The sequence below is a fragment of the Paraburkholderia sp. EB58 genome, assembly GCF_050436665.1.
GTDB lineage: Bacteria > Pseudomonadota > Gammaproteobacteria > Burkholderiales > Burkholderiaceae > Paraburkholderia.
This window is the reverse complement of the sequence record NZ_JBNDMQ010000031.1, coordinates 44,263-70,638: the sequence shown is the minus strand read 5'-3', so window position 1 is coordinate 70,638 and position 26,376 is coordinate 44,263. Positions and strand designations below refer to the sequence as shown.

At 61.3% G+C, this 26,376-nt stretch carries 24 protein-coding genes and 2 pseudogenes; 21 read left to right on the top strand and 5 right to left on the bottom strand.

Annotation, left to right across the window (positions count from 1 at the left end; all coding sequences use genetic code 11):
• Positions 1-432: 432 nt before the first annotated feature.
• The 5 genes from P3T40_RS33395 to P3T40_RS33375 all read left to right on the top strand — a co-directional run bounded on the left by P3T40_RS33395 (position 433) and on the right by P3T40_RS33375 (position 5,140).
• Positions 433-1,524 (top strand): porin, encoded by a 1,092-nt coding sequence (locus P3T40_RS33395; RefSeq protein ID WP_429271982.1) that lies wholly within the window; start codon positions 433-435, stop codon positions 1,522-1,524.
• A gap of 258 nt (positions 1,525-1,782) precedes the next feature.
• Positions 1,783-2,961: a methyl-accepting chemotaxis protein gene (locus P3T40_RS33390; protein WP_429271981.1), complete on the top strand. Its 1,179-nt coding sequence runs from the start codon at positions 1,783-1,785 to the stop codon at positions 2,959-2,961.
• A 499-nt stretch (positions 2,962-3,460) separates the two neighbouring features.
• Positions 3,461-4,180, top strand: a complete 720-nt coding sequence (locus P3T40_RS33385; RefSeq protein ID WP_429272025.1) for an IS6 family transposase — start codon at positions 3,461-3,463, stop codon at positions 4,178-4,180.
• 58 nt (positions 4,181-4,238) lie between these two features.
• Entirely contained in the window at positions 4,239-4,688 is a 450-nt protein-coding gene (locus tag P3T40_RS33380; RefSeq protein ID WP_429271980.1) for a hypothetical protein, read from the top strand.
• On the top strand, positions 4,631-5,140 hold the full coding sequence (locus P3T40_RS33375) for a UvrD-helicase domain-containing protein (RefSeq protein WP_429271979.1): 510 nt from the start codon (positions 4,631-4,633) through the stop codon (positions 5,138-5,140). Before P3T40_RS33380 ends, P3T40_RS33375 begins: the two co-directional genes overlap by 58 nt.
• A gap of 119 nt (positions 5,141-5,259) precedes the next feature.
• Here the strand turns inward: P3T40_RS33375 and P3T40_RS33370 are convergent.
• Together P3T40_RS33370 and P3T40_RS33365 are read right to left on the bottom strand one after the other, a co-directional pair.
• Positions 5,260-6,579, bottom strand: a pseudogene (locus P3T40_RS33370) (IS1182 family transposase); the annotation flags it as partial.
• Between the two features lie 526 nt (positions 6,580-7,105).
• Positions 7,106-8,260, bottom strand: a complete 1,155-nt coding sequence (locus tag P3T40_RS33365) for an IS110 family transposase (RefSeq protein WP_429271978.1) — start codon at positions 8,258-8,260, stop codon at positions 7,106-7,108.
• Positions 8,261-8,767: 507 nt separating this feature from the next.
• On the opposite strand from P3T40_RS33365, the gene P3T40_RS33360 reads away from it, so the two are divergent.
• The 8 genes and pseudogenes from P3T40_RS33360 to P3T40_RS33325 all read left to right on the top strand — a co-directional run.
• On the top strand, positions 8,768-9,385 hold the full coding sequence (locus P3T40_RS33360) for a type IV toxin-antitoxin system AbiEi family antitoxin domain-containing protein (RefSeq protein ID WP_429271977.1): 618 nt from the start codon (positions 8,768-8,770) through the stop codon (positions 9,383-9,385).
• Positions 9,378-10,247, top strand: a complete 870-nt coding sequence (locus P3T40_RS33355) for a nucleotidyl transferase AbiEii/AbiGii toxin family protein (protein ID WP_429271976.1) — start codon at positions 9,378-9,380, stop codon at positions 10,245-10,247. The genes P3T40_RS33360 and P3T40_RS33355 overlap by 8 nt, the downstream gene beginning before the upstream one ends.
• A gap of 340 nt (positions 10,248-10,587) precedes the next feature.
• Positions 10,588-10,824: a CopG family transcriptional regulator gene (locus P3T40_RS33350; protein ID WP_429271975.1), complete on the top strand. Its 237-nt coding sequence runs from the start codon at positions 10,588-10,590 to the stop codon at positions 10,822-10,824.
• Complete coding sequence (locus P3T40_RS33345) at positions 10,824-11,261, top strand: TA system VapC family ribonuclease toxin (RefSeq protein WP_429271974.1); 438 nt, start codon at positions 10,824-10,826, stop codon at positions 11,259-11,261. The genes P3T40_RS33350 and P3T40_RS33345 overlap by 1 nt, the downstream gene beginning before the upstream one ends.
• Positions 11,262-11,277: 16 nt before the next feature.
• Positions 11,278-11,961: a hypothetical protein gene (locus P3T40_RS33340; RefSeq protein ID WP_429271973.1), complete on the top strand. Its 684-nt coding sequence runs from the start codon at positions 11,278-11,280 to the stop codon at positions 11,959-11,961.
• Positions 11,910-12,152, top strand: coding sequence for a hypothetical protein (locus tag P3T40_RS33335; RefSeq protein ID WP_429271972.1), 243 nt, complete (start codon positions 11,910-11,912; stop codon positions 12,150-12,152). The genes P3T40_RS33340 and P3T40_RS33335 overlap by 52 nt, the downstream gene beginning before the upstream one ends.
• Before the next feature lie 27 nt (positions 12,153-12,179).
• On the top strand, positions 12,180-12,650 hold the full coding sequence (locus P3T40_RS33330) for a hypothetical protein (protein WP_429271971.1): 471 nt from the start codon (positions 12,180-12,182) through the stop codon (positions 12,648-12,650).
• Between the two features lie 148 nt (positions 12,651-12,798).
• Positions 12,799-13,076: pseudogene (locus P3T40_RS33325) on the top strand (FAD-dependent oxidoreductase); the annotation flags it as partial.
• Here P3T40_RS33325 and P3T40_RS33320 read toward each other — a convergent pair.
• Positions 13,049-13,270, bottom strand: a complete 222-nt coding sequence (locus tag P3T40_RS33320; protein ID WP_429272029.1) for a hypothetical protein — start codon at positions 13,268-13,270, stop codon at positions 13,049-13,051. The pseudogene P3T40_RS33325 and the gene P3T40_RS33320 overlap by 28 nt on opposite strands.
• A 665-nt stretch (positions 13,271-13,935) precedes the next feature.
• Positions 13,936-14,586, bottom strand: a complete 651-nt coding sequence (locus P3T40_RS33315) for a TetR/AcrR family transcriptional regulator (RefSeq protein WP_429271970.1) — start codon at positions 14,584-14,586, stop codon at positions 13,936-13,938.
• A gap of 702 nt (positions 14,587-15,288) precedes the next feature.
• Between P3T40_RS33315 and P3T40_RS33310 the strand changes: the two genes are divergently transcribed.
• The 7 genes from P3T40_RS33310 to P3T40_RS33280 are packed head-to-tail and all read left to right on the top strand — an operon-like array spanning position 15,289 to position 23,830.
• Positions 15,289-16,491 carry a CaiB/BaiF CoA transferase family protein gene (locus tag P3T40_RS33310; RefSeq protein ID WP_429271969.1) on the top strand — a complete coding sequence of 401 codons (1,203 nt, stop codon included), beginning with the start codon at positions 15,289-15,291 and terminating at the stop codon, positions 16,489-16,491.
• Positions 16,492-16,499: 8 nt separating this feature from the next.
• Positions 16,500-17,750 carry a CaiB/BaiF CoA transferase family protein gene (locus P3T40_RS33305; RefSeq protein WP_429271968.1) on the top strand — a complete coding sequence of 417 codons (1,251 nt, stop codon included), beginning with the start codon at positions 16,500-16,502 and terminating at the stop codon, positions 17,748-17,750.
• 12 nt (positions 17,751-17,762) lie between these two features.
• Positions 17,763-18,977: a cytochrome P450 gene (locus P3T40_RS33300; RefSeq protein WP_429271967.1), complete on the top strand. Its 1,215-nt coding sequence runs from the start codon at positions 17,763-17,765 to the stop codon at positions 18,975-18,977.
• A gap of 53 nt (positions 18,978-19,030) precedes the next feature.
• Entirely contained in the window at positions 19,031-19,225 is a 195-nt protein-coding gene (locus P3T40_RS33295; RefSeq protein ID WP_424067827.1) for a ferredoxin, read from the top strand.
• 45 nt (positions 19,226-19,270) lie between these two features.
• The gene (locus tag P3T40_RS33290) at positions 19,271-20,533 is read left to right on the top strand and encodes an NAD(P)/FAD-dependent oxidoreductase (RefSeq protein ID WP_429272024.1); all 1,263 of its coding nucleotides are present in this window, start codon (positions 19,271-19,273) and stop codon (positions 20,531-20,533) included.
• A gap of 20 nt (positions 20,534-20,553) precedes the next feature.
• Positions 20,554-22,050, top strand: a complete 1,497-nt coding sequence (locus P3T40_RS33285; RefSeq protein ID WP_429271966.1) for an aldehyde dehydrogenase family protein — start codon at positions 20,554-20,556, stop codon at positions 22,048-22,050.
• Positions 22,051-22,102: 52 nt separating this feature from the next.
• Positions 22,103-23,830: a GMC family oxidoreductase gene (locus tag P3T40_RS33280; RefSeq protein ID WP_429271965.1), complete on the top strand. Its 1,728-nt coding sequence runs from the start codon at positions 22,103-22,105 to the stop codon at positions 23,828-23,830.
• Positions 23,831-23,845: 15 nt separating this feature from the next.
• On the opposite strand, the gene P3T40_RS33275 is transcribed toward P3T40_RS33280, so the two are convergent.
• Entirely contained in the window at positions 23,846-24,931 is a 1,086-nt protein-coding gene (locus tag P3T40_RS33275; RefSeq protein WP_429271964.1) for an alcohol dehydrogenase catalytic domain-containing protein, read from the bottom strand.
• 187 nt (positions 24,932-25,118) lie between these two features.
• Here P3T40_RS33275 and P3T40_RS33270 point away from each other — a divergent pair, with 187 nt between their 5' ends.
• Positions 25,119-26,354: an ABC transporter substrate-binding protein gene (locus P3T40_RS33270; protein WP_429271963.1), complete on the top strand. Its 1,236-nt coding sequence runs from the start codon at positions 25,119-25,121 to the stop codon at positions 26,352-26,354.
• Positions 26,355-26,376 lie beyond the last annotated feature (22 nt).

The following is a 26,376-nucleotide window of genomic DNA, read 5'->3' as shown; positions in this document are numbered from 1 at the left end:
CTTCGCCTTGAGGCCGCTAGCGGCGGCCGTGCATCGCATGACTACCTAGACGATATCGGCCGCCCGGACTTGCAAGGAACCTGAGAGTCGATCTACCAAAGGCCGGGCGCAGACGTTCGGCCGGCCCGCACCGTGACGGGGTGTGCAGTCCGCAACTGTGAATAGAGGGGACACCGCGAGAAACTGACTGCTCGCAAGCTCGGTCTGTGCCGCATTGCTTCTGCGCGGTCCGGCTCACCCGTTTTGCTAGGTGATCGCCCACCCCGCGCCCCGCGCCCCGTGCGGCGATTCGGGCTATCGCAGCGACAAGGTAGACGGGCGGCGCCGTCTCGTTGCAAACACAGCCACACAAAAAAATACACAGCTGTTTACGTGTTTGATTAGTACACCAAAAATTATAAAACGCAGATCGCTAAAACAAAGGAGACGTCAATGGAAATGCGTAGTGTGTTGAGGGGTGTCGCTTTCTTCTCGCTCATGCAGGCGTCATGCCTGGCATATAGCCAAAGCAGCGTCACGCTATACGGCATCATCGATACAGGAGTCGAATACTATAACCATGCTGCTGGCGGCGGCAGTTTCGCCGGCGTACCCACCCTGACCGGCGAAGTACCTTCGGAGTGGGGATTGACGGGCGTGGAGAATCTCGGGGGCAGCAACAAGGCGTTTTTCAAGTTGGAGAACGGCTTCGCGCCGGGCACCGGTGGCTTCAATTACGGTGGCCGGGAGTTCGGGCGGCAGGCGAACGTGGGGTTGCAGACCGCCTACGGCTCGTTGACGCTGGGGCGGCAGATCAACATGACGACTTACTCGCTCCTGAGCGCCGACGTTATTGGACCGTCGATTCATTCGTTGTACGTCTTCGATAACTATCTGCCCAATGCGCGCAGCGACAACGCCATTGGTTATATGGGAAAATTTGCGGGCGTAACTGTCGGCGCCACGTACAGTTTCGGGCGCGACGCAGCGGGGCCCGCGGGCCCCGCTGCAACGAATTGCCCGGGCCAGGTGGCGGGCAATTTCCTCGCCTGCAAGCAATACACTGGCTTGATTGCCTACGATTCGTCTCACTTCGGCGCAGCGGTGTCGTATGACCGGATGCGTGGCAACGAGGGCGCGTCTGCACCGCTGACCAATAGCGCCTATACCGACAGTCGCTCTGTCGTGGATGGCTATTTCAAGTTCGCGAGCCTGAAAGCAGGGGGAGGCTGGGTTCACCGAAACCTGTCGGCGGGCGTCGCGAGCACGCTGTATAACCTGTATTTCCTGGGACTCACCTATGTGCCGTTTGCGTCGCTGGTGATTGACACGCAGGTCGACAAGTACATCCAGCCACACGTGACGAGTTCGACTGAACTGGTTGCGCGTGCCAGCTACTATCTGAGCAAGAATACATCAGTCTATTCATCGATGGGCTACATGGTCAACGGGCGAAACGGTAGTACGTCGGTGGCTGCCGGCGGGACGGTCGAGCCAGGCGCAGAACAGCTTGGTGTGATGCTGGGCGTGCGGCATTCATTCTGAATCCCGGAACCCGGCCGTGACACGCCGTGACCCGCTATATTCACCGCTACGCCCCGGGGTGTCGGCGCCGTCAAATCACGCTGCGCCATGCCGGTTGGTGTCGGGCGTTTTGGCGGAATATCAGCGCGTTGCATGATTGGTAGTATCGCGGCTTCGCAAGGCGGCGTGTCGCGCCCATTTGGTTCGAAGCTTGGTTACTCACGCGTCTGGCACCACTCTTCTTGGCGCGGTCGCGCCATCCGTCTCAAAGGATACGATGTGCAGAAGTTCGTCTTCACGATCAGACTCAAGTTAATGCTTGCGTTCGGCACCTGGGTAACACTGATGTTTGTCGTCGGACTGACGGCGATGGTCGCACTCTGGCGCCTCGACGCGAACGTGGCTCTGCCATACCGCCTGTCACTGACGAGTCTTATTGCGGTGGCGTCAATGGGATGTGCCGCCGCGATCTACTGTGGTCTCCATCTGCACCGCGTCATATGCGGCGGGTTGAACCGCGTGGCTCTGAGGTTTGAGGAGATTGCGACAACCCTTGACTTGTCAATGCGGTCTTCGAGTCCGCGCATGGACGAGTTCGGTCGCTCAGCCGCCGCGTTCGACAAGTTCATGCGCCGTATGGAAGACACCATGTTTGAGGTGCATTTGTCGACTGATTCAGTTACCAGATCTACGCGCGAAATTGCTGCGGGAAACCTTGACCTTTCCGCTCGCACAGAAGAACAAGCCGCCTCGCTGGAGGAAATGGCATCCAGCATGTCTCAATTGACCGAGACGGTGAAGCAGAACGCGGACAATGCGCGTCAGGCAAATGCACTGGCCACGAATGCAGTGGAGATCGCTGGTGCAGGAAACGATATCGTTCAAGCCATGGTTGCCACGGTTGAGAGAATCAGCGGTAGCTCGAAAAAGATTTCTGAGATCACGGGCGTGATTGAAGGAATTGCGTTCCAGACCAACATCCTGGCGCTCAATGCTGCCGTGGAAGCGGTTCGAGCTGGCGAACAAGGGAGAGGCTTTGCGGTTGTGGCCAGTGAGGTTCGTAGTCTGGCTCAGCGATCTGCATCTGCGGCAAGGGAAATCAAGGACCTGATTGCCTTCTCTGTAGCCACTATTCAGGATGGCTCGCAACAGGCCGTCGAAGTTAGCAGTGCGATGGGCGAGATTAGAGGTGCTATCAAGCGTGTTTCCGAAATCGTCGATGAAATTGCCGGTGCGTCGGAAGAGCAAAGTCGTGGCATAGAACAGGTCAACCAGGCCGTCAATCAGATGGACCTGGTGACGCAGCAGAATGCGGCGCTGGTCGAGCAGGTGGCAGCAGCGGCCCAATCGCTCGAGGACCAGGCATCCGGACTAAAGATTGTCGTTTCATCATTCAAGCTTGCTGATACGACTTGCGTCAGAGAAGCGATCGACCCCATAGAAGTACCACTGTGTTAGTGCGACGTGAAGTCGCGTAGAGGATTGTTTCATCTGGGTTCGCCCAGAAGAGAAACCGATTGTTCCGTCAATCGTAACCTACCGGTGCATGCGGGGTTGGTGACGACTCGGTGTGAAGCCACCGGAACAATGTAACCCGTTCCATGAACGGCGGTACGCCCGCGAGGAAGTGCGGTTTTCTGCCAGAGCCAAGGCGGATGGGGTGCTAGGTTGAGCAGCACAGTTAGCATATGCGAACTGCTGATAAACGTCGTCATCGTAAGCAAGCCAAAGGCGCTGTCAGGCTTGGGCCAAAAAGGCATGCAGTCGGATGTCCCGCTTGACACTCGGGGCACGGACATTGTGACTGTCGGCGAATAGGCAGAACCTAACCTGCTCGTGTCCTCTACGCGGAACACGGAAAGCCCAATTGTCCGCCACGCCAGCGTTTTTGGGTTCTGGTGCAAATAGGCTCATTGGACCGGTTAAAGTAGCGATCCAATCAATCTGGTGGGCGGCGATGAGCAAGAGGAAGGGTCTGGACGGGTTGTTCGATGGCCGGCATTTTGATCGGGAGATCATTGTTCTGTGTGTGCGCTGGTATCTTCGCTACAAGCTCAGCCTGCGCGATCTGGTCGAGATGATGGCCGAGCGGGGATTGTCGCTGGCACACACCACGATCATGCGTTGGGTAAAGCGCTTTACGCCGGAGTTCGTCAAGCGCTGGAACCGGTTTGGCATACCCACTGGCCGGTCATGGCGTGTTGACGAGACCTATCTGAAGATTCGTGGCAAGTGGGTCTATCTCTACCGGGCGGTAGATCGGGTCGGCCAGACAGTGGACTTCATGCTCAGGGCAAAACGCGATGTGAGCGCGGCCACGGCCTTTTTCAGCAAGGCCATCAAACATCAGGGCCAGCCACCGGAGACGATCACGCTCGATGGGTATGCCGCCTCGCACCGGGCCGTGCGCGAGATGATCGCTGACGCTCTGCTGCCTGAGGGAACGCAAGTGCGCTCCTCGAAGTATCTGAATAACGTGATCGAACAGGATCATCGAAACATCAAGTCCAGAACGAAAGTGATGCTCGGATTCAAACGATTCAGGTGTGCGAAGACCACGATTTCAGGCATCGAGTTGATGCACCGTATCCGCAAGGGTCAGTTCAATCTCCGCACTCTCGGGCTCAAGGATACTACTGCACCCGCCGTCTGGAATGCTGTCCTATTTAATAAATAAGGTATCCTTATGTATTGGAGACGTCTCGGTTTCACCGGTTGTTTGCACCAGAACCGCCGTGGACACATTCAACCAGAGCTATCAGACCCTTGCCCGGGAGATGGGCGTCGGTGCCGGCGGCCATCGTGTGGAGATCGACACGCTCGATGGCTTCATCACCCGCAATGTGCTTCATCCCCATGCGTTCCGAACCATGGGAGCCGGACAGGCGGCGTACCTTGTGACCGGCGCGGAGTCGTTTCTGGGCGGTTATAACTTCTGGAACGGAACCTATCCGCTCAACATCACCCAGATGCAGGTCGGTGCCCGCGGCGCGGATATCTACTTCTACTACGCGAACAACGATCAGATCGTCGAACTGGACACCTACTATGCCAGCGAGATCGTTCGACGACTGGGCCGCACCGGTGCCTACACGCATAACTGGGGCGCTATTGGTGTTATCGGACCTTGCAGGACCAGCCTGTCATTTTGCGCGCTCTTGCGCGCCGCTATCCGCACATTCTGATCGATGAGGCACAGGATATCGGCACACTGCACCAGGTCATTCTTGAGCAGCTCATCGGCGCCGGGGTACAGGTTTCGTTGATAGGTGATCCGAATCAGGGGATCTACGAGTTTGCCGGCGCAAACGGGCGGTTCCTAGCGAATTACGGTAAGCGTGCTGGGGTCATGGGCTATGGTCTGACGCGAAATTATCGGTCCGTGCCGTCCATCCTGTCGTTGGCTAACCGCTTATCCGGTCGAGGCGATGTCGGGGAACGGACGGCACCCCACACGCGGCACGGGGCTTTTTTTATCGCGTACAAAACGGACCACCGCGAGAAGCTGATCACGGGTTTTCAAGCGGCGGTGCTTGCTGCCGACCTCAAGATCGAGCGCTCGGCGGTGTTGTGCCCGGTCGGGAGGCGGCAAACAAGCTGGCCGGCCATCAGGCACCGGCAGGCCACGGGCTTGTGAAAGCCTTCGCCCAGGCGGCGCTTCATCGAGACAAGCGGCAGGACTATCTCAGCGCCTTCAGGCTGGTTGCATCGGCCATCACCGGATTGCTTGCCGATGCTCCGCACGGTTTGACCGCGAGCATCAACCAGGCAAGCCGCTATCCGGAAGCCAGAGCGCGTGCAGACGAGCTTCCACTCGGCCTGGGCCTTGGCCAGTCCGCGCATGCTGAATTGGCGGAATCCGAGCACGCTCTTTACCCAGGCGTTTGGCGGCTCAGATAGCCATTTGCGTTTGCGATACGCGGCCTGTGTTTCGGCAGACGTGAATTTTTCAGCCATCGCGGCGCAGAGCGGCCGCTTGCTGGCATCGATCTTCACGTCCTTTTTGCCCTCGCGTCCGAGCGCCACGATCAGCTCGGCCGGATGCTCGCGCAATTGTTCGAACGTCGCTTCCGACCGGTAGCCAGCGTCGGCAAGGACTTGCCTGGGATCGGCACCGGCGTCGCGCAGCACGGCAGCAAGAACGGTTGGCAATTGGCCGCTGTCGGCGGCACTGTTGCACAGTTCGGCCGCGACGATGATGTGGGCAGCCTCGTCGACCGCAGCTTGCGCATTGTAGGAATAGTCAAAGCCGCCGCCAGCATGCTTCATGATCCGGCTTTCCGGATCGGTGAAATTATCCTGCGCGTCGGGCTTCGGCTCGCCGAACCTGTACTTAAAGCGCGACTTCTTTTTCGGCTCCCCGTCGGCATCCGGCGGCCCATCGTCGTCACTGCGACCGCGCGCGATATCAGTCTGACGCTGGCGCTCTTCCAGGCGTGCGCGTGCAGCGCGAATCACCACCAGGCGGTCCTCGCGTCGCGTGATCTCGGCCGGGATATCCAGCTCCGGCTCATTTTTCCCGGCGGCGTCGGCCGCCTTCGCTTTTGCCAGCAGAGCATCGATCTGCTCTTTCAGCTCAAGCTCGACCTTCTTCATCCGCTCGTAGCTCATCGCCTTATGGCGCGATGCGTTGGCCTTGATCCTGGTGCCGTCGACCGCGACCGTGCCGAGCTTAACCAGGCCGCACTCCCTAGCCAGTTTCACCACTTGCACGAACAGGTCAGACAGTTCTTTGAGGTGAAAGGCGCGGAAGTCGCACAGCGTCCGGTGCGCCGGATAGTTGCCCGCCGCCAGGACCCGGAACGCGACATCCTCATGCAGCTTCCTGGCCAGCTTGCGCGAGGAAAACACACCGGTCGCGTAGCCATAAACGAGCACCTTGACCATCATGGCCGGATGAAAGGGGTGGTTGCGCGCACCGCCGCCGACATACCGGGCATGGAAGGCGGACAGGTCGAGCGAGTCGACCGTATCGCTGATGAAGTAAGCAAGGTGGCCTTCAGGCAGCCAATCTTGCAACGCATGGGGCAGCAGGAACTGCTGTTGTGGATCGTAGGGAAGATAGCTCGTCGTCATCTGCCTACAACGTTTACAACAGGCAATCGGATGACCGCGCGGCTTCTGCCGCGCAGACTCCTTCTATGAACAGGAAGTTGTCAAGGCCTTTCATAAAGTGACTTGGTCTCGAATCATCGTCCGGGTCCTTCTGGCGCCTCCGCGCGGAAGCGCCATAGCGGGGTCAAGGGCAGGCGAAGCCTGGCGCAGCGCCCCCCTTGACGCTGCGAAGGCGCGATACGCTGGCGTAGGGTGGCGGGCGCGAGTTATTGCGCTCGCCCACCATGCAAGCGCATTTTGTGTCCAGGTCTGAAGCCGATCATCGCGCGCGTCAGACTTGACGTCCGATCACCTTCTATCCGCCGGCGCGTGGCCGGCCTCATCCTGCATGCGCGTTGCGCCGACATCATCATCACCGGGAGCATGCCCCATCTAGAGAAGCGGTTGCATTAGCAACCCGGAGTCTGCACGGGCATGTTCACTCCAGACCTCTGCTACGTACTGCCTGACCAACCTTACCCCCCCTTCCTGCCAGGCCTTAGGGTGCTTAAGCTGACTTGAGCTGTGCCCCTTCGGGAATCACGCCGTCCTTCAGATAGCGCCACAGGGCAATTGCAAGTCGCCGCGCCACCGCGACGATCGCAATGCGTCGCGCCCGGCGGTTCGGTCCCGTGCCTTGGGTGCGCTGGTTGAACCACTGCGTCAGTGCACTGCCGGGCTGGTAGCGCAGCCAGGTCCACGCCATCTCGACCAGTAACGCGCGCACTCGCCGGTTGCCCTGTTTGCTGATCCCCTGGTCGACGTGGCTCTCTCCGCTGTCGTAGGGCTGCGGCACCAGCCCGACGCACGCACCCACCTGGCGCCGGTTGCTGAACTCCCTCCAGAACAGTTCGAGCGCCAGGCGCGAGGCGCCTACTTCGCCAATCCCCTTCAGGCGCGCCAGGTCATCGCTTCGCCTGCGCGCGGGCGCCGGCACGCTGGCCTGCCGCGTCTTCTCGAGTGTCACCAGTTGCTGCTCCGCCAGAGCCAGCCGTTCCCACTCGCGCAGCAACCGCTCGCGCAGCTCGGGGGGCAGCGGCGCACCGTCGTGGCACTTCACCTCGTCGAGGGCGAGCCGGCCGGCGAAGTGCTTGTGATCGACCTCATCCCAGCAGCCGAGCGTGGCCAGCAGTTTGCGCATCCGGTCGCGATGCTGCAGGACTTCTTTCTGCAGTTCCCCGCGATCGCGCATCAACTGGCGCGACGCTTCGTCCTGCGGTGACGGCACGTGAACCACGTGCATACGGTCCCGCTCGCCGCGCAGCCACGCACGCAGGTTGATGACCAGCTTGATGACATCGAGCCGGTCGGTCTTCGCGCGCCGCTTGTGGCGCTCCACCGGAATGCTCGCCGGATCGACGACATAACATTCAATGCCGCGTGCCTGCAGCGCGCGACAGATCCAGAACGCGTCCTGGCCGGCTTCGTAGCTCACGACCGTGCGTACGCCCGCCGGCAGCGACCACTTCTCCTTGTGCGCCTCGATCAGTTCCAGCACCGCCTGCAGGCGCGCCGCGGCCTGCGGCTGCGCGACCGTATGCACGGCCGGCTGCTCGCGCCGGCCGTCGTGCAGCGCGACCTTCCACTTCGCCGCAGCCAGCTCGAGTGATACCGCCAGCACCGGTTCCTCACCACCCGTCGTGAACCTCTGATCCGTGCGCATGATGCTCTCCCTTTGAACAGAACTCGACACGCTGATTTTACGTATCAGTTCGTCGACGACCCCTGCTCATAGGATCTAGCCATCGCCGGCAACGTAGCCGGATGCGCACGTGCGGCGGCTGCGTGGTGCATGGGCAGTCGCATGGGCCCATTCCCGCCGTATGGTCGATGCGATTCATCCCACCATCGCTGATACCACGTCTCGACGAATGACCCTAAAGCGATTAAGACTCGGTGGAATGGCAAAAAAACGGCCCCGCGCATGCGGGGCCGTCCGAGCGCTTGCGACCTCAATGCGGCAGCTGGCGTGCCAGCACGACTTCGACCGAATCACCGTCCTAGTTCAGTCCTCGCGGCGAGAGGCATCCACGCTTGGGTAGGGCCGCTGCGGGCTGTTTGTTATCATTGACTCCCAAGAGCACCCTGAGCTGTTACGGCAAACTGGCGTATATTCGAGTATGATACAAATCCTTGGTGTATAACTCATATATTCCGAGCTTTTGTATCAATGTCCCCAGCCCTTTCTCAACGCCATATCGCCCATGCCTTGCTGAAGGCTCGCGGAATCGTACGTCTTGCCGAATTTCGGGCCGCTGGCGTGACTGCAGCTACTGTGAGCCGCATGGAACGAGCAGGAGAGGTGATTCGGCTTGACCGCGGGCTCTATCAGCTTTCCGACGCCCCGCTTGACGCCAATCACACGCTGGCGGAGGTAGCCAAGCGCCTGCCAAAGGGGGTCGTGTGTCTCGTCTCAGCGCTCGCATTTCATGGGCTCACGGATCGCCTTCCTAGCAAGGTCTGGATGGCTATTGGCCAGAAGGACTGGGCTCCCATAAATGCCGGTATTCCACTGCGGGTTGTCCGATTCACCGAGGCCCTACTCACCGAAGGCGTTGAGATTCATATTGTCGAAGGCGTGCCTGTAAAGGTATTTGGTGTAGCCAAAACCATCGCGGACTGCTTCCGGCACCGAACCAAGATCGGACTTTCGGTTGCGATCGAAGGGCTTCAGGAGGCGCTTCAACAACGTAAGGCGACTCCCGGAATGATCGCCCGCGAGGCTGAATGTGGCGGCGTTGCTACCGTCATTCGCCCCTATCTGGAGGCACTGACTGCGAATGGCTAAGGAAATTAAAAACGTCGGTGCCTCAGTCCGCGCAAAATTACTTCTGCTTTCGAAGTCGAACGGCCAGAGTTTCGACTTGGTATTGACGCGTTTTGCTTTGGAGAGGTTTTTGTTCAGGCTGAGCCAATCGCGTCATGCTGACCGCTTCGTGCTGAAGGGCGGCATGCTCTTGATAAGCTGGTTTGACGACCCGCATCGTGGTACGCGCGATCTTGACCTGCTTGGCTTCGGTGATTCAAATCCGGACCAGGTACTAACTACGTTTCGCGAAATTCTACGTGAAGAATTCAACGACGGCGTGACGTTCGACGCTGACTCGCTCGGGGTTGATCGTATTCGCGAGGAGACAGAATATGGCGGTCTCAGATTGCGATCTACCGCGTCCATAAGCGGTGCCCGGATCGGGTTGACGATCGACGTTGGATTTGGCGATGCGGTGGAGCCCGGTGTCGAGGTTTTGGACTACCCAACCCTGCTGGATTTTCCTGCGCCGCGATTGCGCGCCTACGCCCGGGAAACCGTCATAGCGGAGAAGTTTCAGGCGATGGTGGCGTTGGGGCGCGCGAACACCCGGCTGAAAGACTTCTACGATATTTGGATTATTAGCCGATCCTTTGCGTTCGAAGGAGATCGGTTGGCGCGGGCGATTGCGGCGACCTTTGCCCGTCGAGCAACCGAGGTTCCCACCGAACTGCCGGATGCGCTGACGCAGGCCTTCGCTGCGGATGAGCAAAAACAGCAACAATGGCGTGCGTTTATTGGTGATGTCGCTTTTGACCCAGGCGATTTGGCCGGTGTGATTTCGGATATTGCAACATTCTTGATGCCAAATGCGGTTCTCGCGGCAAAGTTGAGTGTATGAAATACTTCCCGGGCGTGTACGGCCCTACAGCCGCATGACTACGATGTGTTTTCGCGACGCGTAAATGGTGCGCGATTACGAAAAAAGCATTAATAGCTTAGTTGAATAACAGGGGTATAAGACTATGGATGGGCCATTTCAATGATTTCACCTTTGTTAGCCTATTGCGTGGCGCTATTTACCGCGCCCTGATGCTGGCAGGTGAACTAACCCGCCGCAGATCCTGACGCGCCCGCCTGACGCAAGGGCAGGCGCCAGACGTCGGCTTGATGTCCCGTCAGCAAGGGTATATGATGCGTGGTGATTGATGCGTGATGCGCGCATCGAACAGGAGAACATCATGCGTACCACCCTTGCAATCGACGACGACGTGCTGGCCGCCGTGCGCGAACGCGCGATGCGCGAACACCGCAGCGCCGGCGAGGTGCTGTCGGAACTGGCCCGCCAGGCGCTGCGCCGCGGCCCGGCCGCCGCCGCGCCGGCGACCCGCAACGGCCTGCCGCTGCTCGCGCGCCAGCCGGGCGCCGCCGCCGTGACCCCCGAGCTCGTCAACCAGCTGCGCGACGAGCTGCCCTGATGGCGGTGACCTATCTGCTTGACGTCAACGTGCTGATCGCGCTGCTCGACCCGGCCCACGTGCAGCACGACACCGCGCACGACTGGTTCGCCGCCCACGGCCAGGGCGCGTGGGCCACCTGTCCCCTCACTGAAAACGGCGTGCTGCGCATCGTCGGCCACGCCCGCTATCCGAATACGCCCGGCTCGCCGGCGGCGGTCGCGCCGCTCGTCGCGCAACTGCGGCAGCGGCCCGGGCACGTGTTCTGGCCCGACGACCTGAGCCTCGTCGATCCGGCGTGGATCGATGCGAGCCGGCTGTTGTCGGCTGGGCAGGTCACCGACAGCTACCTGCTCGCACTCGCCTGCGCACACGGCGGGCAGCTCGCGAGTTTCGACCGGCGCCTCGTGACCGACGCGGTGCGCAACGGCGCGCGCGGCCTGCACCTGATCGGCTGACGCCCGGCCAGCGCCCATGTCCGACAACCCCTCCCTGGCGACCCTCTCGCTGACCTACGGTCACGAGCCGGCCGTCCGGATGCTCGAGGCGCGCACCATGCAGCGGATCAAGGCAGCGGTCGGCGCGTCCGCCGATCCGGTGCCCGATCTGCACGTCTTCCATCGCCGGGAGGTCCGGGCTGTGAACGCGTTGTGCGCCGGCGTACAACGCCGCCTGTTTCTCGATGTCCCGTTGCGGGCCATCGTGGCGCTGTCTCACAAGAATTTCGCGCCTGACGCGCATTCGTGGCGCGCGCTGCTGGACGGCGTGCACGGCGTCGGCTGGGAACAGTCAGCCATTGACTGGATGGAGTCGGCAATCGGCATCTCGGAGTTTCCCGCGGACGATGCGCTCGGAAGTCTGCGTTTTCAGGCGGCCGGCGGTGCGCTGCGCTGTAGCCACGGCACGCATCGTCTGGTGGCGGCCGTCTGCTGGCTGGCGGTCAAAAAAGGGGACGAGGCGACGCGCAGCGGGAGCGAGGCAGTGCTACGCAAGGTCGACGCAGGCTGCACGACCTCCATCCGGAAGCGGTGGAACTCGTTGTCAGGGTGGTCGATCGCGGCGCGTGCGTCGATATCTCCGAGCACGGGACCGGGGCCTATATTCGCGTGGTCGATCGCCGCGCGGCACGCTTCTTCGATTTCGACGGCGTGCGACTGAAGGCGTTCGCCCCGCCCATAAGTCTGCTCGAGCGGATCGGGCAGTTCCGCGACCCGACTGACCGGCGGGCGTTCGGCCGCCAGTGGCAGCCCGTGACCCGCCGGCTTTCGGACGCGCTGCGGGACGACGGCTGGCTGCGTGCGCAGCTCTCGTCGCCCCGTTACGCCGACACGCCGGCCGGAGGCGAGTGATGGCCAACCAGCCGCAGACCCTGACCGTTGCGCCGCTATACGCGCACCGACTTCGCGGCGCTGCGCGCGTTCGTGCAGCGCATCGAGCCGGCGACGATCGCGCGCCTCCATTACGACACCGGGGATCCCGAGCGCGCTCCGCACGCGGCGACGCCCGAGGCGATGGCGCACTACCTGGGCACGATGCGCGACGAGCTGGTGCGGCTCGCGCTGGTCAACGGCTCGCACGTGCTTGCCGACCATCTGAAAACCTCCATCCGCAAGCACGGCAGCGCGAAGCTGACCGCCGTGTCGCTGCGCATGGTCGAGCAGGCCGCGCAGCTCGCAGCGGCCGCGCCGGCGCACGGCGTGGGGCTGTGGTTCCGGCCGCTGATTGCGCAGCGCCTGATCTCGACTTGCTGCGGGCGGCGATCACGGTCTATCGGCTGCCTGCCCGAAATGCCGAAGCTGACGCGAGATGAAGTGCGGGCGACTGATGCTTCCAAAAAAATCGGCTAGCGCGTCATCTTGGCCATCGGACTAAGTGCCGCCCGCGTAGCGGCGATAACACCCGTTATCGCCGCTACGGCCTGTAGCCGCGCTCCGAACCAAGTAGATCGTGCGTGTGGGCGACGGACAACGCGGGTTATCACAGCCATCGCCCGATGGCAAAGCCTTTATGCCGTCCGATTCGACCGGCGACATCCACAAGTTCACGCGCGGACTGGCGCAAGCTTGCGAACGGCACGGCGTGCAGTTTCATTACGACGCGGAGATCACGTCGATCGAACAACCCGCCGACGGACGCTTATCGCTGATGGTCGATCTCGCTAGCGATCCGGAGCCGTTCACGTTCGAACGGATCCGGGTGTGAAGAGCCGCGATTTCGCGGCGATGCTGGGCGACCACGTGAACATCTACCCGGTGAAAGGCAATTCGATCAGCAGGGAGGTGTACGCGTTATTGACAGGGAAGAACAGCTTGCCTATCAACATGGCGAAGAAGCTGTAGACCGTGAAATCGTACATTTCAAGCGCGTTGCCGATTGAACATGCTGCGATTGTGCGTAGCTGAGAACCTGCCGGACTATGGCGAACGTCGAGGGACGTAGCGGCTGATTGCAGGGTGACATTGCTCATCGAAATTCCGGGAGAAGGCGACGGTTTGATGGCAAGCACAGGAGCGATTCTCAACAGAGAGGAACCGGCATCGGCTTGAGTTGAAGCCAGTATTTCCGGGACAAAAAGCTACCGCTATTCACATTTTTTTGGGCCGATAAATTTTTGTATGCGGCGTAGGGGATGGCGGGTTTGATGTCGAAAGGCGGTTTGCCAGTAATGGCTTGTTGGATGGGACGGATTAGGCCAGGCGCGGGTCATTGGATGGCGGTCCGTCGGGGCGAAAGGGGTGACCCTTGACCGATCTTCGAGATTGCGGATTTTGCAGACTGACGCCCCTGCGCCCACCCATTTTGGGGCGTCCCTGTTCGGCGGCATGATGGGGCTGCCCGTCCTCCCGCTCGGCCGGAAATGCGGTAACCGGGAGAGACAGTAATGGAATGCGGGTTATCGTCGATCAGGAAAACTTGCAGGGAGCACGGAGTGCTTTCGACTTCCTGGCTCGACTTGTAAGCCCTACGACCCGGCTAGAAGGCCGGACGCTCGGGGAGCAGCCTTGAAATTCACGCGCTGGGTATTACGCACGCGTAAGCCAGACCGTACTGCTTTTCACATTGGCAGCCAGAAATCTCCGCGAGTTTAAGGCCGCCCACGTCCCCATTTGGCTGCAATTTCACGTGCGGCAGCTAAGCGGTCTTGCTCAGCGCACTCCACACGACTTGCGTGGCCTTGCGAAATGCAACGGGGTCCGGTGCGTTATGGCCCGCGCGGCGCAGGAAAACAATGAGGCCCTGCCAATGAGAATAAATAAGGGCGCCGCGGATTCTGCACTCTTCAACTCCCAGTGAAGGGTTCATTTGCGTGACCAGCTCGCTAAACAGCGCCTGAAACTCGCCGCTGACTTCGACCATGCGTTCCCGCACTTCCGGATGATGCTCCGCGAGACACCAGCATTCGAGCGCGAACGGGCTGATGACGTTATCAGGACGCGTCAACGCGTTGAACGTTTCACTCAGCAGTGCTTCGAGACGAGCCTCGGGAGTGCGGGACGAATCTGCTGCTAGCTGCCGAAAGCGATTCAGGTACCGCTTGGCCATCTCTTCGATGGTTGCCTGGAGCAGCGAATCCCTGCTTCCGAAATAGTGCTGCAAGGTCGCAAGGCGAACGTCGGCCGCTGCCGCGACCCGGCGCTGCGTAAATCCCGAATTGCCCTCGGCGGCAAACACGCGAATAGCGGCCTCGAGGATCTCAGGCACACGAGTTTCCCGCTTGCCGCGTAACGGGCTTCTCGCGTCCTTTTCCTCGACGTCGCTCAGTTCAATGGTCAGATGTTTCATTTAATCGGCGTTCCATCTGTATGGCTTCGAACTAACTAAATCTTAGTCAGTTGACAAATTATAGACGGATTAGCGCCGCAGTGGGGCGTCCGATTGACACCGGTTTGTAAGCAAAAAGCTCAAATTTATAAGGGAAAGTGCTTATCGTCGTTCGCTTGATGATTGGTCAACTGACCACTAGTATTTGGTCAACGGACCAATTAATCAACGATGACAGTGGCCTTAGACGTCCTCGTTGGCGGTCAGCGCGTTGTTTCGCCCAGGGAGTTCGAAATGAACAGCAGTACGAGGTCATTGCATCGGGTCGTCGACAAATGGCTCGCGCCGACCCCCGCGACGCCAGCCCGCGTGGTCCGTCTTTGGCACGGGGACGACAGATTGAAAGGCTGCGTTCGGGTTGAGGTGTGCCGTCCGGCCGGCGTGTTCTCCGTCCTCTTTTTCCGTCACAGCGACGGGTCGTGGTGTGTATTTCCGCCGCCGAAGAGTCGCCCGTCCATGGCCGCGTGTCTGTTCATGAACTAAATGGCGCCAACTGCTGACGTGCGGGCGTTAGCCCCCGGCAGCGCGGCGCTGGTTCTTGACAGCGCGATCGTGAAGTAGCAGTATTGGTCCAAAGGTTCATCCAATGAAATTGCAAAGATTGATTCGGAAGGACCTGGCTGGCATCACGGGACACAGTACGCAAATCCAGGAGGAGCGGAGATGAGCAGCGCACTTGAGGGCCTGAAGGTCCTCGACTTTACGCAAATGATGAATGGTCCGTTCGGTACGATGTTGCTTGCCGATTTCGGTGCCGACGTGATTAAGGTGGAGCCCCCGGTGGGCGACACCATGAGGCTGACGGGCGAGACTTTCCTCGGTGACGATGCGGTCTATTTCCTCACGCTGAATCGCAACAAGCGCAGCGTGGTGATCGACCTGACAACCGAAGAAGGGCAGCACCTCGCGCAGCAGATGGCTGCCAAGGTGGACATCGTGGTCGAAAACTTTCGTCCGGGTGTTGCCGAAAAACTCGGCATCAGCTATGAACGGCTCGCAGCCGCGAATCCGCGGCTCATTTACTGTTCGACCTCGGCATTCGGGCGCACGGGCGCCGACAGCATACGTCCGGGCATGGATCCGGTCGTACAGGCGATGTCAGGCATCATGCAGTTGACTGGCGACGAACGCACTGGCCCGCTGAAAACCGGCATGCCGTATGCGGATCTGATTACGCCGCTGCTGTCGACGATCGGCGTGTTCGCCGCGATCGAAGCACGGAACAAGACGGGTCGTGGTCAACGCATCGATTTGTCGATGCTCGATGCGACCATCTTTAGCATGATTCCGCGCGACGCGTATTACTTTGCTACGGGCGAAACACCGGGGCGCATCGGCAACGCCCACTGGCAGATCGTGCCTTACAACACCTATCCGACGTCGGACGGTCGCCACATCATGGTGATCGCGCACACCGACAAATTCTGGCGCGTGCTCGCGGCCGCCGTGGGCGCGGACGAACTACTCGCTGACGACCGCTTGAAGACCAAGGACGGCCGCCTTGCGCACCGTGACATCGTTGACGCAGGGCTTTCCGCTGCGTTTTCAAAGCAGACGCTCGCGCACTGGAACGAAAAGCTGCTGGCTGCGCAGGCGATGTTCTCGCCGGTTCTGAACTTTGAGGAGGTGTTTGAAGATCCGCGCGTGCAGAAAGACCTGGTCGTCGAACTTGATCATCCGACGGCCGGCAAGTTCAAGGTGGTCGCGAATCCCATCCGGCTCTCGGACACCCCGACTTCGATCCGGCGTCCGCCTCCAACGATCGGTCAGCATACCGATGAAGTCTTGCGCGAGTTCGGGCTCGCTCGTGTGGACGGCACGCAACCGCAGAGCGAATCGGCCGCTCCGCTGGGAGCCGCGCGATGACAGTCATGATGAGCGAAGCTCTGTCCGCGCCATCGGCCGGCTCGCTTCCCGAACTGGGCCGCCACGCTCCTCCGTTACAAGGCGTGCGCGTTCTCGATCTTTCGCGGGTGCTCGCGGCGCCGTTCTGCGCAATGATGCTCGCCGATCTGGGTGCTGAAGTCGTCAAGGTCGAGCACCCGAACGGCGGCGACCAGACGCGTCATTGGGGTACGGCGATCCAGGGCGGCGAACGAACCTACTATCTCGCAATCAACCGTAGCAAGCAGTCGATCGCCATCGACTTCTCGAAGCCCGAAGGCGCGAATCTGATCAAGGCGCTCGCCCGTGAAAGCGACATCCTGGTCGAGAACTATCTGCTCGGCACGCTCGAACGCTACGGGCTCGGCTATGAGGCGCTGAAAGCCGAAAATCCGAAACTGATCTACTGTTCGGTCAGCGGGTACGGGCGCACGGGACCGAGCGCCGCACGGCCCGGGTACGACTCGGTGATTCAGGCGGAAAGCGGCCTGATGTCGATCACAGGCGAGCCCGATGGTGAGGCGTCGAAAGCGGGTGTGCCGATATGTGACATCACAGCCGGCATGTACGCTACCCAGGCGATTCTCGCTGCCCTGGTGCGCCGGTTGCGCAATGGTCACGGCGAAGCGATCGATATCGCGCTGTTCGACTGTACGCTCGCGAATCACGTTTCGGTGGCGGCAAACGCGCTGCTCCTCAAGAAACCGCCTGGCCGCTTCGGCAACAGTCATGCCGACATCATTCCGCAAGGCCTGTATCACGCCGCCGACGGACCGCTGATGTTTCATGTCGGCAGCGATCCGCAATTTGCGCGCTTCTGTACCGACGTACTGGGTTTGCCCGAACTAGCCGCGGATCCGCGTTTCACCGACAACGACGCGCGGCGCGCGAACCGCGACGAACTGGATGAAATCATGAGCGCCCGGCTTCGCACGCGTTCGAAGCTCGAATGGCTGCCGCTATTCCGAGCAGCAGGTGTACCCGCAGGGCTCGTGCAGAACGTGCTTGAAGCGCTGACCTCGGACGAATCGAAGGCGCGCGAGATGGTGTGCGAAATCGACCATCCGACAGCAGGCCGCATCAATCTCGTGAATTCACCGCTCAAATGGAAAGAGAGTTCATTGGCTACCCCGAAGGCGCCGCCACTGCTTGGCGAGCATACCGATCGGGTACTGCGTGAGCGGCTCGGTCTGGATGACGGCGCGATCGAGCGCATGCGGGCCGAAAAAATCATCTATTGAAGGAGACTCCCGATGGAAGAACTCAAGGCGTCCGCGCCAGCGTTTCCGATGCGCCGCTGCCCGTTTGCGCCGCCACCGGAATACAGCGAAATCCGTCAACAGCCGGGGCTGTCCAAAGTGTCGATGCCTGACGGATCGCAAGCGTGGATCGCCACGCGCTATGACGACGTCCGCGCGATTCTCGGCGACAACCGCTTCTCCACGTCGCCGTCGACACCGGGATACCCGTTCATTGCGCCGGCCCGCGCCGCGCTGCTGAAAAGCGAGAACCCGGCGACGATCATCCGCATGGACCCGCCTGAGCACACGCGTTATCGCCGTATGCTCACGAAAGAGTTCATGGTGCATCACATCGAGGCTATGCGGCCTGAGTTGCAGCAGACGGTCGATACATTACTCGACGAGCTGGTCGAGAAGGGGGCGCCCGCGGACCTGTTCGAAGACTTCGCGCTTGCCGTGCCCACGACAGTCATCTCACGCATCCTCGGGGTGCCTTATGAGGACCGCGATTTCTTCCAGGAACGCAGCAAGGCCAAGCTCGACCTGACAGCCGACCCGGAAGTACCGGTGCGTGCGGGTGCCGAAATGCGCGAGTATCTGGACCGCCTGATCACTGAGAAGATGCAGCATCCCGGCAACCGCAGCGACCTCATCAGCCGTCTCGTGACGAGTCAGGTCGTGCCCGGTCACATGACGCGCGAAGAAGCACTCGCGACGATCGAACTGCTGTTGATGGGCGGCCACGAGACCACCGCGAACATGATCGCGCTAGGTACGCTGTCGCTTCTGCTGAATCCTGAGCAGAAGGACGCGCTGGTTGCCGATCCATCGCTTGTGCGCAATACGGTCGAGGAGATGCTTCGCTTCCATACGATTGTGCATTACAACGGGCCGCGCGTCGCGCTCGAAGATGTGACCGTGGGCGGCACGCTGATCAGGAAGGGCGAAGGCGTGCTCGCGATGATCACGGCGGCCAACCGCGATCCGCAGGCCTTTCCCAACCCCGACGCGTTCGATATCCATCGTGACGCACTGCATCACGTAGCGTTCAGCTACGGCGTGCATCAGTGTCTCGGGCAACCGCTTGCGCGTGCCGAGCTTCAGATCGTGTTCACTTCGCTGTTCCAACGGCTGCCGAAGTTGCGGCTCGCGGTTCCGCTCGAAGAAATCAAGTTTCGATACGATGCCTTCGTCTATGGCGTGGACGCGTTGCCGGTGGTGTGGTGAGCAAAAGCGCCAGCGTTTCGCGCTGGTGCAAGACAAGTGGTCAGGAGATAGTCATGAAAATCAAGGTAGACGCAACGAAGTGCATCGGTGCCGGGCTGTGTGTCGTCGCGGCGCCGCAGGTCTTCAGTCAGAACGAAGACGACGGTCTCGTCATCCTGCTTCAGGAAAGCCCGCCGCCTGAACTGCACGCTGCGGTGCGCGAAGCCGCACGCCTGTGTCCCGCTTTGGTGATCACGTACGACGAGTAACGCGTCAGGCAGGCGTGGTTCCAGCATGAGGTAATCGTGCTGGCGATGCTCTTCGTTCTAAAAGGTCATCAGATGATGGATGCAGGAATTGTGATCATCGGCGCTGGACAGGCCGGGTATCAGCTGGCGGCTTCGCTTCGCGATGCCGGTTATACGGAACGGGTCGTGCTGATCGGCGATGAGCCGGATTTGCCGTATCAGCGCCCGCCGCTGTCCAAGGCGTTTCAAAGCGGGCAGTGCGAAGCGGAACATCTAACGTTTCAGCATGAGGCGTTTTACAAGGACAGTTCAATAGAAATCATGCTGGGCGTTCGCGTGCTAAGCGTCGACCGTGAGCATCGGCAGATCGTCACGGGCGATGGCCGGCGCCTCGGCTATGGGCACCTCGTGTTCGCGACCGGCGCACGCAACCGTCTGCTGCGCGGCGCCGAAACTGGACTCAAGGGCTTGCTCACGCTCAGGACTCTGCACGATGCGCGTGCGCTGCGCGAAGCGTTGCAGCACGCAAGCCGCGCCGTCATCGTCGGAGCGGGATTTCTCGGGCTCGAATTTGCCGCAGTCGCTGCGGCGGGGGGCGTGCCGGTCCATGTGATCGAGGCGGGGCCGAACCTCATGAGCCGTGCGGTCAGTGCTCCCGTCGCCGATGCATTCCGCGCGCATCACGAATCGCTCGGCACCACCTTCACCTTTAATGCCGGCGTGCAGTCGATCATGTCGGAAGGCAAGCGCGTCACCGGCGTCAAGACAACCCAGGATCAAGAACACCACGCGGATCTGGTCGTCGTCAGTATCGGCGTCCTGCCGAACGTCGAGTTGGCCGAGGCGGCAGGACTCGAGACGGCTAACGGCATTGTGGTCGACGCGACGCTTGCGACGAGTGACCCATTCATCTCAGCGCTGGGCGATTGCGCGTCGTTTCCATCGCGATTCGCCTTCGGCCGCTGCCGGATCGAATCGGTGCAGAACGCGGTCGATCAGGCGCGCTACCTCGCGCAGCGGTTCATCGGGCAGAACCACACCTTCGAAGCCGTGCCGTGGTTCTGGAGCGATCAGGGCGGCGTCAAACTGCAGATCGCGGGGCTCGGCATGAGTCGTGCCGACCAGATCGTCTTGCGCGGCGACCAGTCAGCACTGAAATTTTCCGCCTACGGGTTCGCGAACGGACACCTCGTCGCGGTGGAGTCGGTCAATCGTCCCGGCGATCACATGGCGGCGCGGCGCCTGCTTGCAGCCAACGCACCAGTCACGCCGGCACACGTCGCCGATGCGCAGATCGATCTGCGTTCATTGCTTGAACCCGTCGCATGAACAACTTGGGAGTGTTGCAGATGTCATCGTCGATTTACGAAAACCTCGGCGCACAAAGCGCGCAATTCATCCGCGCCGAGCACCGGATGCTGATCGGTGGCCGCTGGGTCGAGGCTTTTTCGGGTAAGACCTTCGACGTCTTCGATCCGGGCACTGGAGAAGTGGTGGCGTGCGTGCCCGAAGGCGAGGCGGCGGATATCGATCTGGCGGTGCAAGCTGCGCGGCGCGCTTTCGAAGCGGGAGACTGGGCGCGCATGAAGCCGGCGGATCGCACCCGCCTGCTGCTCCGGCTTGCCGATCTGATCGAGCGTCACGGCGACGAGCTGGCGGAAATCGAAGCGGTCGACAATGGCAAACCGCTTGCGGTAGCGCGCCGTGGTATTGCGGGCACTGCGGAAATGGTCCGCTATATGGCCGGCTGGGCGACCAAGCTCAACGGCGAGTCGGTCAACCTGTCGGTGCCCGGCGAGTGGCACGCCTACACGACGCGGGAGGCCGTAGGTGTGGTTGGCCAGATCATCCCGTGGAATTTTCCGCTATCGATGGCGATCTGGAAGATCGCACCGGCCCTGACGGTAGGTTGCACGGTCGTGCTGAAGCCCGCCGAGCAGACGCCGTTAAACGCCCTGCGGCTCGGCCAGATCATCCAGGAGGCCGGCTTTCCGGACGGTGTCGTCAATATCGTGACGGGTTTCGGTGCGACGGCTGGCGCAGCGCTCGCGGCGCATCCGGACGTCGACAAGGTTGCCTTCACCGGTTCGACCGAGACTGGCAAGCGGGTGATTCAGGCGGCGCTCGGTAATCTGAAGAAGGTTTCGCTCGAACTCGGTGGCAAGTCACCCGTCTTCGTCTTTCCTGACGCCAACCTGGAACTTGCGACGCCCGGCGCTGCCAACGCGATCTTCTTCAATAGCGGGCAGGTGTGTTCGGCCGGATCGCGACTCTTCGTTCACAAGACGGTTTTCGATCGCGTGATCGAAGGAGTGATCGAGCACGGCAACAAGCTGAAGGTCGGCCACGGCCTCGATCCGGCAAGCCAGGTGGGTCCGCTCATCTCCCGTCAGCAGAAGCAGCGGGTGGATGGCTACATCCGCCAGGGCGAAGAGGAGGGAGCGCGCCGCTTTGGCGAGCAACGGGCGTTCGATGCAGGTGGTTATTTCGTTGCGCCGACGGTGTTCGTCGACACGACGCCCGATATGTCGATCTACCGCGAGGAGATATTCGGACCGGTCGTGTGCGCGATGCCGTTTGACGATGACGATCTCGACAGAATCGCAGCGGAGGCGAACAGAACCGAATTCGGTCTGTTCGCTGGGATCTGGACACAAAAGCTTGGACTTGCACACAAGCTCGCGCGCCGCATCAAGGCGGGCTCGGTCTCCGTCAATGCGCATATGGTCAACGAACCTGCGTTGCCCTTCGGCGGTTATAAACAGTCGGGATGGGGCCGCGAGCGCGGACGCGAAGTGTTCGATCTGTACACGTCCGTGAAGAGCATAGCAATCAATCTGGACTGATGCCGCCGGCACCCTGGCGGGCGTGTCCGTTGGCCTACGAATCACCATTACGATGACAACTTTCGATTACATCATTGTGGGCGGCGGCTCTGCCGGTTCGGTGCTGGCAAACCGCCTGTCGGCGAATCCGGGCAAACGCGTGTTGCTCTGCGAGGCAGGCCAGGATCTGCCCAATGACAACCTCCCGGAAGCCATCCTGGATAGCTATCCGGGTACGGCTTATCTGAATCCGCAGTATCTCTGGCCCGATCTGCACGTCACGACGCTTAATGCAGACCGAAGCCAGAACGCGCCACGCAAGCTACGCAAATACGAGCAGGCGCGGATCCTCGGCGGGGGCTCATCGATCAACGGGCAGTTTTTCAACCGCGGCGCGCCAAGGGACTACGACGACTGGGCGGCCCGCGGCGTTAAGGGATGGAGCTGGGAAGAGGTACTGCCGTACTTCAGGAAGGTCGAGCGCGACGTCGATTTCGACGGACCGCTGCACGGCCAGTCCGGCCGCATTCCGGTGCGCCGGATCTTCGCCGATGTCTGGCCTAAGCACGCGACCGCAGTCGCGGCCGCGCTCAGAGAAATGGGGTACGACTATCTGCCCGACCAGAACGGCGAATTCAAGGACGGCTACTTTCCGATCGCCATTTCGAATCTGGACGAGAAGCGTGTATCTGCGTCAATGGGCTATCTCGACGCCGATACGCGGCGCAGGCCGAATCTGACGATCTGGACCGAAACTGAAGTGGCCGGCCTGCTGTTTGACGGCACCCGCTGCTGCGGGATCCGCGTAGATGCGCTGGACCGCCCAGCCGAGGTGCGGGCGGGCGAGGTCATTTTGTGCGCAGGTGCGTTGCAGTCGCCGGCGATTCTGATGCGCTCGGGCGTCGGTCCCGCTGCGCATCTCCGCGAGCATGGCATTGACGTCGTCGCGGAGTCGAACGGCGTGGGACAGCATCTGATGGAGCATCCGTCCATCGCGCTTGCGTCGTTTATCCGCAAAGGCGCACGTGTGAATGACGCGACGCGGCGGCATATCCTGCTGGGATGGCGCTATTCGTCGCAGCTCGGCGGCGCGCCGGCGGGTGACATGTTCGTGTCGGTGGTCAGCAAGACTTCATGGCACGCGGTCGGTGAACGGATCGGCACGCTGCTGATGTACGTCAACAAGCCGTTTTCGAATGCGGGCGAAGTCAGGCTCACGTCGGCGGACTGGCGCGTGGCACCCGCGGTGGACTTCAATTTCATGGCCGATGAGCGCGACCTCGACCGGCTGACGGACGGGTTCCGCCGCATGGCGGCCGTGCAAGCGCTGGCGGCGGTCCAGCAGGTGACGGCGGATCCGTTCCCGGCGAGCTATAGCGAGAAGGTCAGGCAGGTCGCGCTGTTGAGCCGCCGCAACAAGACGATTACCGACGTGCTGGCGGCGCTGCTTGACGGACCTGCGCCGCTGCGGCATTTCCTGATGACGCGGGTGGTCGCTGGGGGCGCCACGCTTGCCGAACTGCTCGGCGACGAAACCGCGTTGCGCGGCTTCGTGCGCAACGCGAGCGTAGGCGTCTGGCATCCGTCGTGCACCTGCCGGATGGGCGCCGACGACGATCCGCTCGCCGTGACCGACCACGAGGCGCGGGTGCGCGGCGTGCAGGCTTTGCGCGTCGTCGACGCGTCGATCTTTCCGCATATCCCGAGCGGCAATCTCAACTTCCCGACCATGATGGCCGCCGAAAAAGTGGCTGACATGATGATCGGACAAACCATGGCGGCAGCGGCGCAGACTGCGTGATGCGCCGCCGCGCGTTCAGATGCCGGTCGCGGCGTCGCCGTCCGGAATCAGCACGGCGCGCCCGCGAATCTGTCCGGCCTGCAATGCATCGAAGGCACGCATCGCGTCGCGCAACGCGAAGCGCGTCACGAGTGGCTGGATCTTGCCGCGCTGGGCCAGCGCGATCACCGCGGCGAGATCTCCGTAGGTGCCGCCATAGGGGCACATGATCGACACGCCGCGCGGCAGCGTGTTGTTGGCTGAGCGCGCCACAAATGGATAGGCGCCGCCCGACAGACCGACCACACGAATTGCCCCGTAGCGCCCGACGATCGCCGCCGCCAGGCGAAGCGTCGTATCGCTGCCTACGAAGTCGAGTACGACGTCGGCGCCGAAGCCATCGGTCGTCTCGACGATCGTGTCGACGAAATCGCCAGCATCCGCGCGCATGCTTACGTCGACCCAGGGCCGGGCGGCATCGATCGCCTGCGGCGAGACATCGGCCCCCACGATGTGGGTGGCAGTGGTCGCGCGCAGAATCTGCGCCGCGAGATTGCCGAGCCCGCCGAGCCCGATGATCACCGTGGTCGAGCCCGGTTGAAGCAATTCCGCACAGGTTCTGATCGCGTGATAGGACGTGAGCGCCGCGTCGGTCAACGTGGCGGCAACGGCGGGATCGAGGTCGCCGATCGAAACTAGCGACTGCTCGGGCACGCTCACGTAATCGGCCATTCCGCCATTCTTTGTGACGCCCGGGGTGTGCGGCGGCGCGAGCCTGCCGGCCGTGCGCCGGCAAGCGTTCTGCCGCCCTGACAAACAGGCGCTGCAGATGCCGCACGACCAGCAAGGATGAACGACCACGCGATCTCCTCGGCGCCACCGAGTCACGCCATCGCCGCATTGTTCGACGACCCCGGCAATCTCATGACCGAGCGTTGTCCCATCCGGCGTGCGCGAATCGGACGCGCTGCGGATATGCAGATCCGTCTGACATAAGCCGGCCGCGAGGACGCGAAGCAGCACTTCGTTGGCACCGGCCACGGGCCGAGGCAAGCTCGCGAGCCTGACGTTGCCGGCTTCAGCCAGTTGCACGCCGTGCATGGTGTTGCAGCAGTCGTTCATGTCCACCTCTTTTATCAGTTCGAAAAACGTATGCGCGTACGTGGTACCAAGGTTAAACCCCGACCGACGTTTCCTTGACACCGGAAATTCAACACCTCTATGATAAAGCCAAAGGTTCATCCAATGACAAGCAGTCGCTGTTGAAACACAACAGACGAAATTCGATTCCTATCGTCAGGAGACATCCGTGAGCAACGTACGACCCGTTAGGTGGCTGGAAGCGAGAATCCGGTCGACAAAAATGGCAGCACTGATGTCGTTCGCGGTGCTCACGCTTGCGGGGGCGCCCCCCGCATACGCTGCCGATCCCATCGTGATCTGCTCCGTCGACGATCGTAGCGGCGCCGCGGCGGATACCGGCACTCAGGGCTATCAGGCAGTGCAGATGGCGATTGATGAAGCCAATGCCGCGGGCGGCATTGGCGGCCATAAGATCCAACTGGTGGCGTACGACGGCAAGACAGATCCGCAATTGACGGCGACCTTCGCGTCGCGCTGCGCGGAAGACGATAAGGCGTTGCTGATCATCGGTGGGAACCCGTCGGCCCCGGCGGCAGCGATGATACCTATTGCGACGGAAGACAAGATTCCCTATTTCATCCTGTCTGCCGGCACCGACTCGCTGACGGATCCGCCTGCGCCGTATCACTTCCGTTTTGGTCCGGCGAACCGGCAGGACGCCGCCGCGATCGCGGATCTGCTCTCCAGGCAAGGTTTCAAACGGCCCGCAATCATCAATAACTCGCTGCCGTTCGGCACGGACGGTGCGCGCGCGACCACAGCCGCCCTCAAGAAAGTGGGCATCGCCGTCGCTGCACAGCAGACCTATGACGTCAATGCCACGGATCTTTCGCCGCAACTCACCAACCTGCGTGACGCGAAGCCCGACGTATTGATTGTCTTCCCGTATGCCGCCGACGGTGCACGTGTGTTACGCACCACGCACCAGCTCAACATCGCCGCGCCGGTGGTCGTGTCGCGCAGCGCGCTGCTCGACACGCTGCGCAGACTGGCAGGGACAGCGAGCGACGGAGCGTTGATTCCGGACACGGTGGACCCGTCGCGGCCCGATGTGCAGAAATTCTTTGCTGCATTCAACGGACGCTTTGGACCCCATCAGCCGACGCTCTACCCCGTCATCGGCTATGACGCGGCCAAAGCTGCATTGCAGGTTATCGCCACACCTGCCGTCCTCAAGGCGATTGATGCAGGCAATCTGGAGGAGGCGCGCAAGGCGTTGCGCGACGGTACGGAAAAGCTGACACAGTTCAAGGGCCTGCAGGGCGAAGCCGGTGCGACTTACCACTTCGGGCCCCAGCAGCATCACGGTTCGCCGGATCAGAACTGGTATGTGTTCGTCGAGGTGGCTAACGACGGCACGCGTCTCGTCAAACCGGATCTGGCCAAGTTCAAGCCGCTCTGATCTCCCGCGTTAGCAGCGGACG

What these genes read in the sequence shown, in the direction of transcription:
- P3T40_RS33395 (WP_429271982.1), top strand. Translation starts at nt 433, where the DNA reads ATGGAAATGCGTAGTGTGTTGAGGGGTGTCGCTTTCTTCTCGCTCATG.
- P3T40_RS33385 (WP_429272025.1), top strand. Translation starts at nt 3,461, where the DNA reads ATGAGCAAGAGGAAGGGTCTGGACGGGTTGTTCGATGGCCGGCATTTT.
- P3T40_RS33365 (WP_429271978.1), bottom strand. Translation starts at nt 8,260, where the DNA reads ATGCGCACGGATCAGAGGTTCACGACGGGTGGTGAGGAACCGGTGCTG.
- P3T40_RS33360 (WP_429271977.1), top strand. Translation starts at nt 8,768, where the DNA reads ATGTCCCCAGCCCTTTCTCAACGCCATATCGCCCATGCCTTGCTGAAG.
- P3T40_RS33355 (WP_429271976.1), top strand. Translation starts at nt 9,378, where the DNA reads ATGGCTAAGGAAATTAAAAACGTCGGTGCCTCAGTCCGCGCAAAATTA.
- P3T40_RS33350 (WP_429271975.1), top strand. Translation starts at nt 10,588, where the DNA reads ATGCGTACCACCCTTGCAATCGACGACGACGTGCTGGCCGCCGTGCGC.
- P3T40_RS33345 (WP_429271974.1), top strand. Translation starts at nt 10,824, where the DNA reads ATGGCGGTGACCTATCTGCTTGACGTCAACGTGCTGATCGCGCTGCTC.
- P3T40_RS33340 (WP_429271973.1), top strand. Translation starts at nt 11,278, where the DNA reads ATGTCCGACAACCCCTCCCTGGCGACCCTCTCGCTGACCTACGGTCAC.
- P3T40_RS33320 (WP_429272029.1), bottom strand. Translation starts at nt 13,270, where the DNA reads ATGAGCAATGTCACCCTGCAATCAGCCGCTACGTCCCTCGACGTTCGC.
- P3T40_RS33315 (WP_429271970.1), bottom strand. Translation starts at nt 14,586, where the DNA reads ATGAAACATCTGACCATTGAACTGAGCGACGTCGAGGAAAAGGACGCG.
- P3T40_RS33310 (WP_429271969.1), top strand. Translation starts at nt 15,289, where the DNA reads ATGAGCAGCGCACTTGAGGGCCTGAAGGTCCTCGACTTTACGCAAATG.
- P3T40_RS33305 (WP_429271968.1), top strand. Translation starts at nt 16,500, where the DNA reads ATGAGCGAAGCTCTGTCCGCGCCATCGGCCGGCTCGCTTCCCGAACTG.
- P3T40_RS33300 (WP_429271967.1), top strand. Translation starts at nt 17,763, where the DNA reads ATGGAAGAACTCAAGGCGTCCGCGCCAGCGTTTCCGATGCGCCGCTGC.
- P3T40_RS33295 (WP_424067827.1), top strand. Translation starts at nt 19,031, where the DNA reads ATGAAAATCAAGGTAGACGCAACGAAGTGCATCGGTGCCGGGCTGTGT.
- P3T40_RS33290 (WP_429272024.1), top strand. Translation starts at nt 19,271, where the DNA reads ATGCTCTTCGTTCTAAAAGGTCATCAGATGATGGATGCAGGAATTGTG.
- P3T40_RS33285 (WP_429271966.1), top strand. Translation starts at nt 20,554, where the DNA reads ATGTCATCGTCGATTTACGAAAACCTCGGCGCACAAAGCGCGCAATTC.
- P3T40_RS33280 (WP_429271965.1), top strand. Translation starts at nt 22,103, where the DNA reads ATGACAACTTTCGATTACATCATTGTGGGCGGCGGCTCTGCCGGTTCG.
- P3T40_RS33275 (WP_429271964.1), bottom strand. Translation starts at nt 24,931, where the DNA reads ATGAACGACTGCTGCAACACCATGCACGGCGTGCAACTGGCTGAAGCC.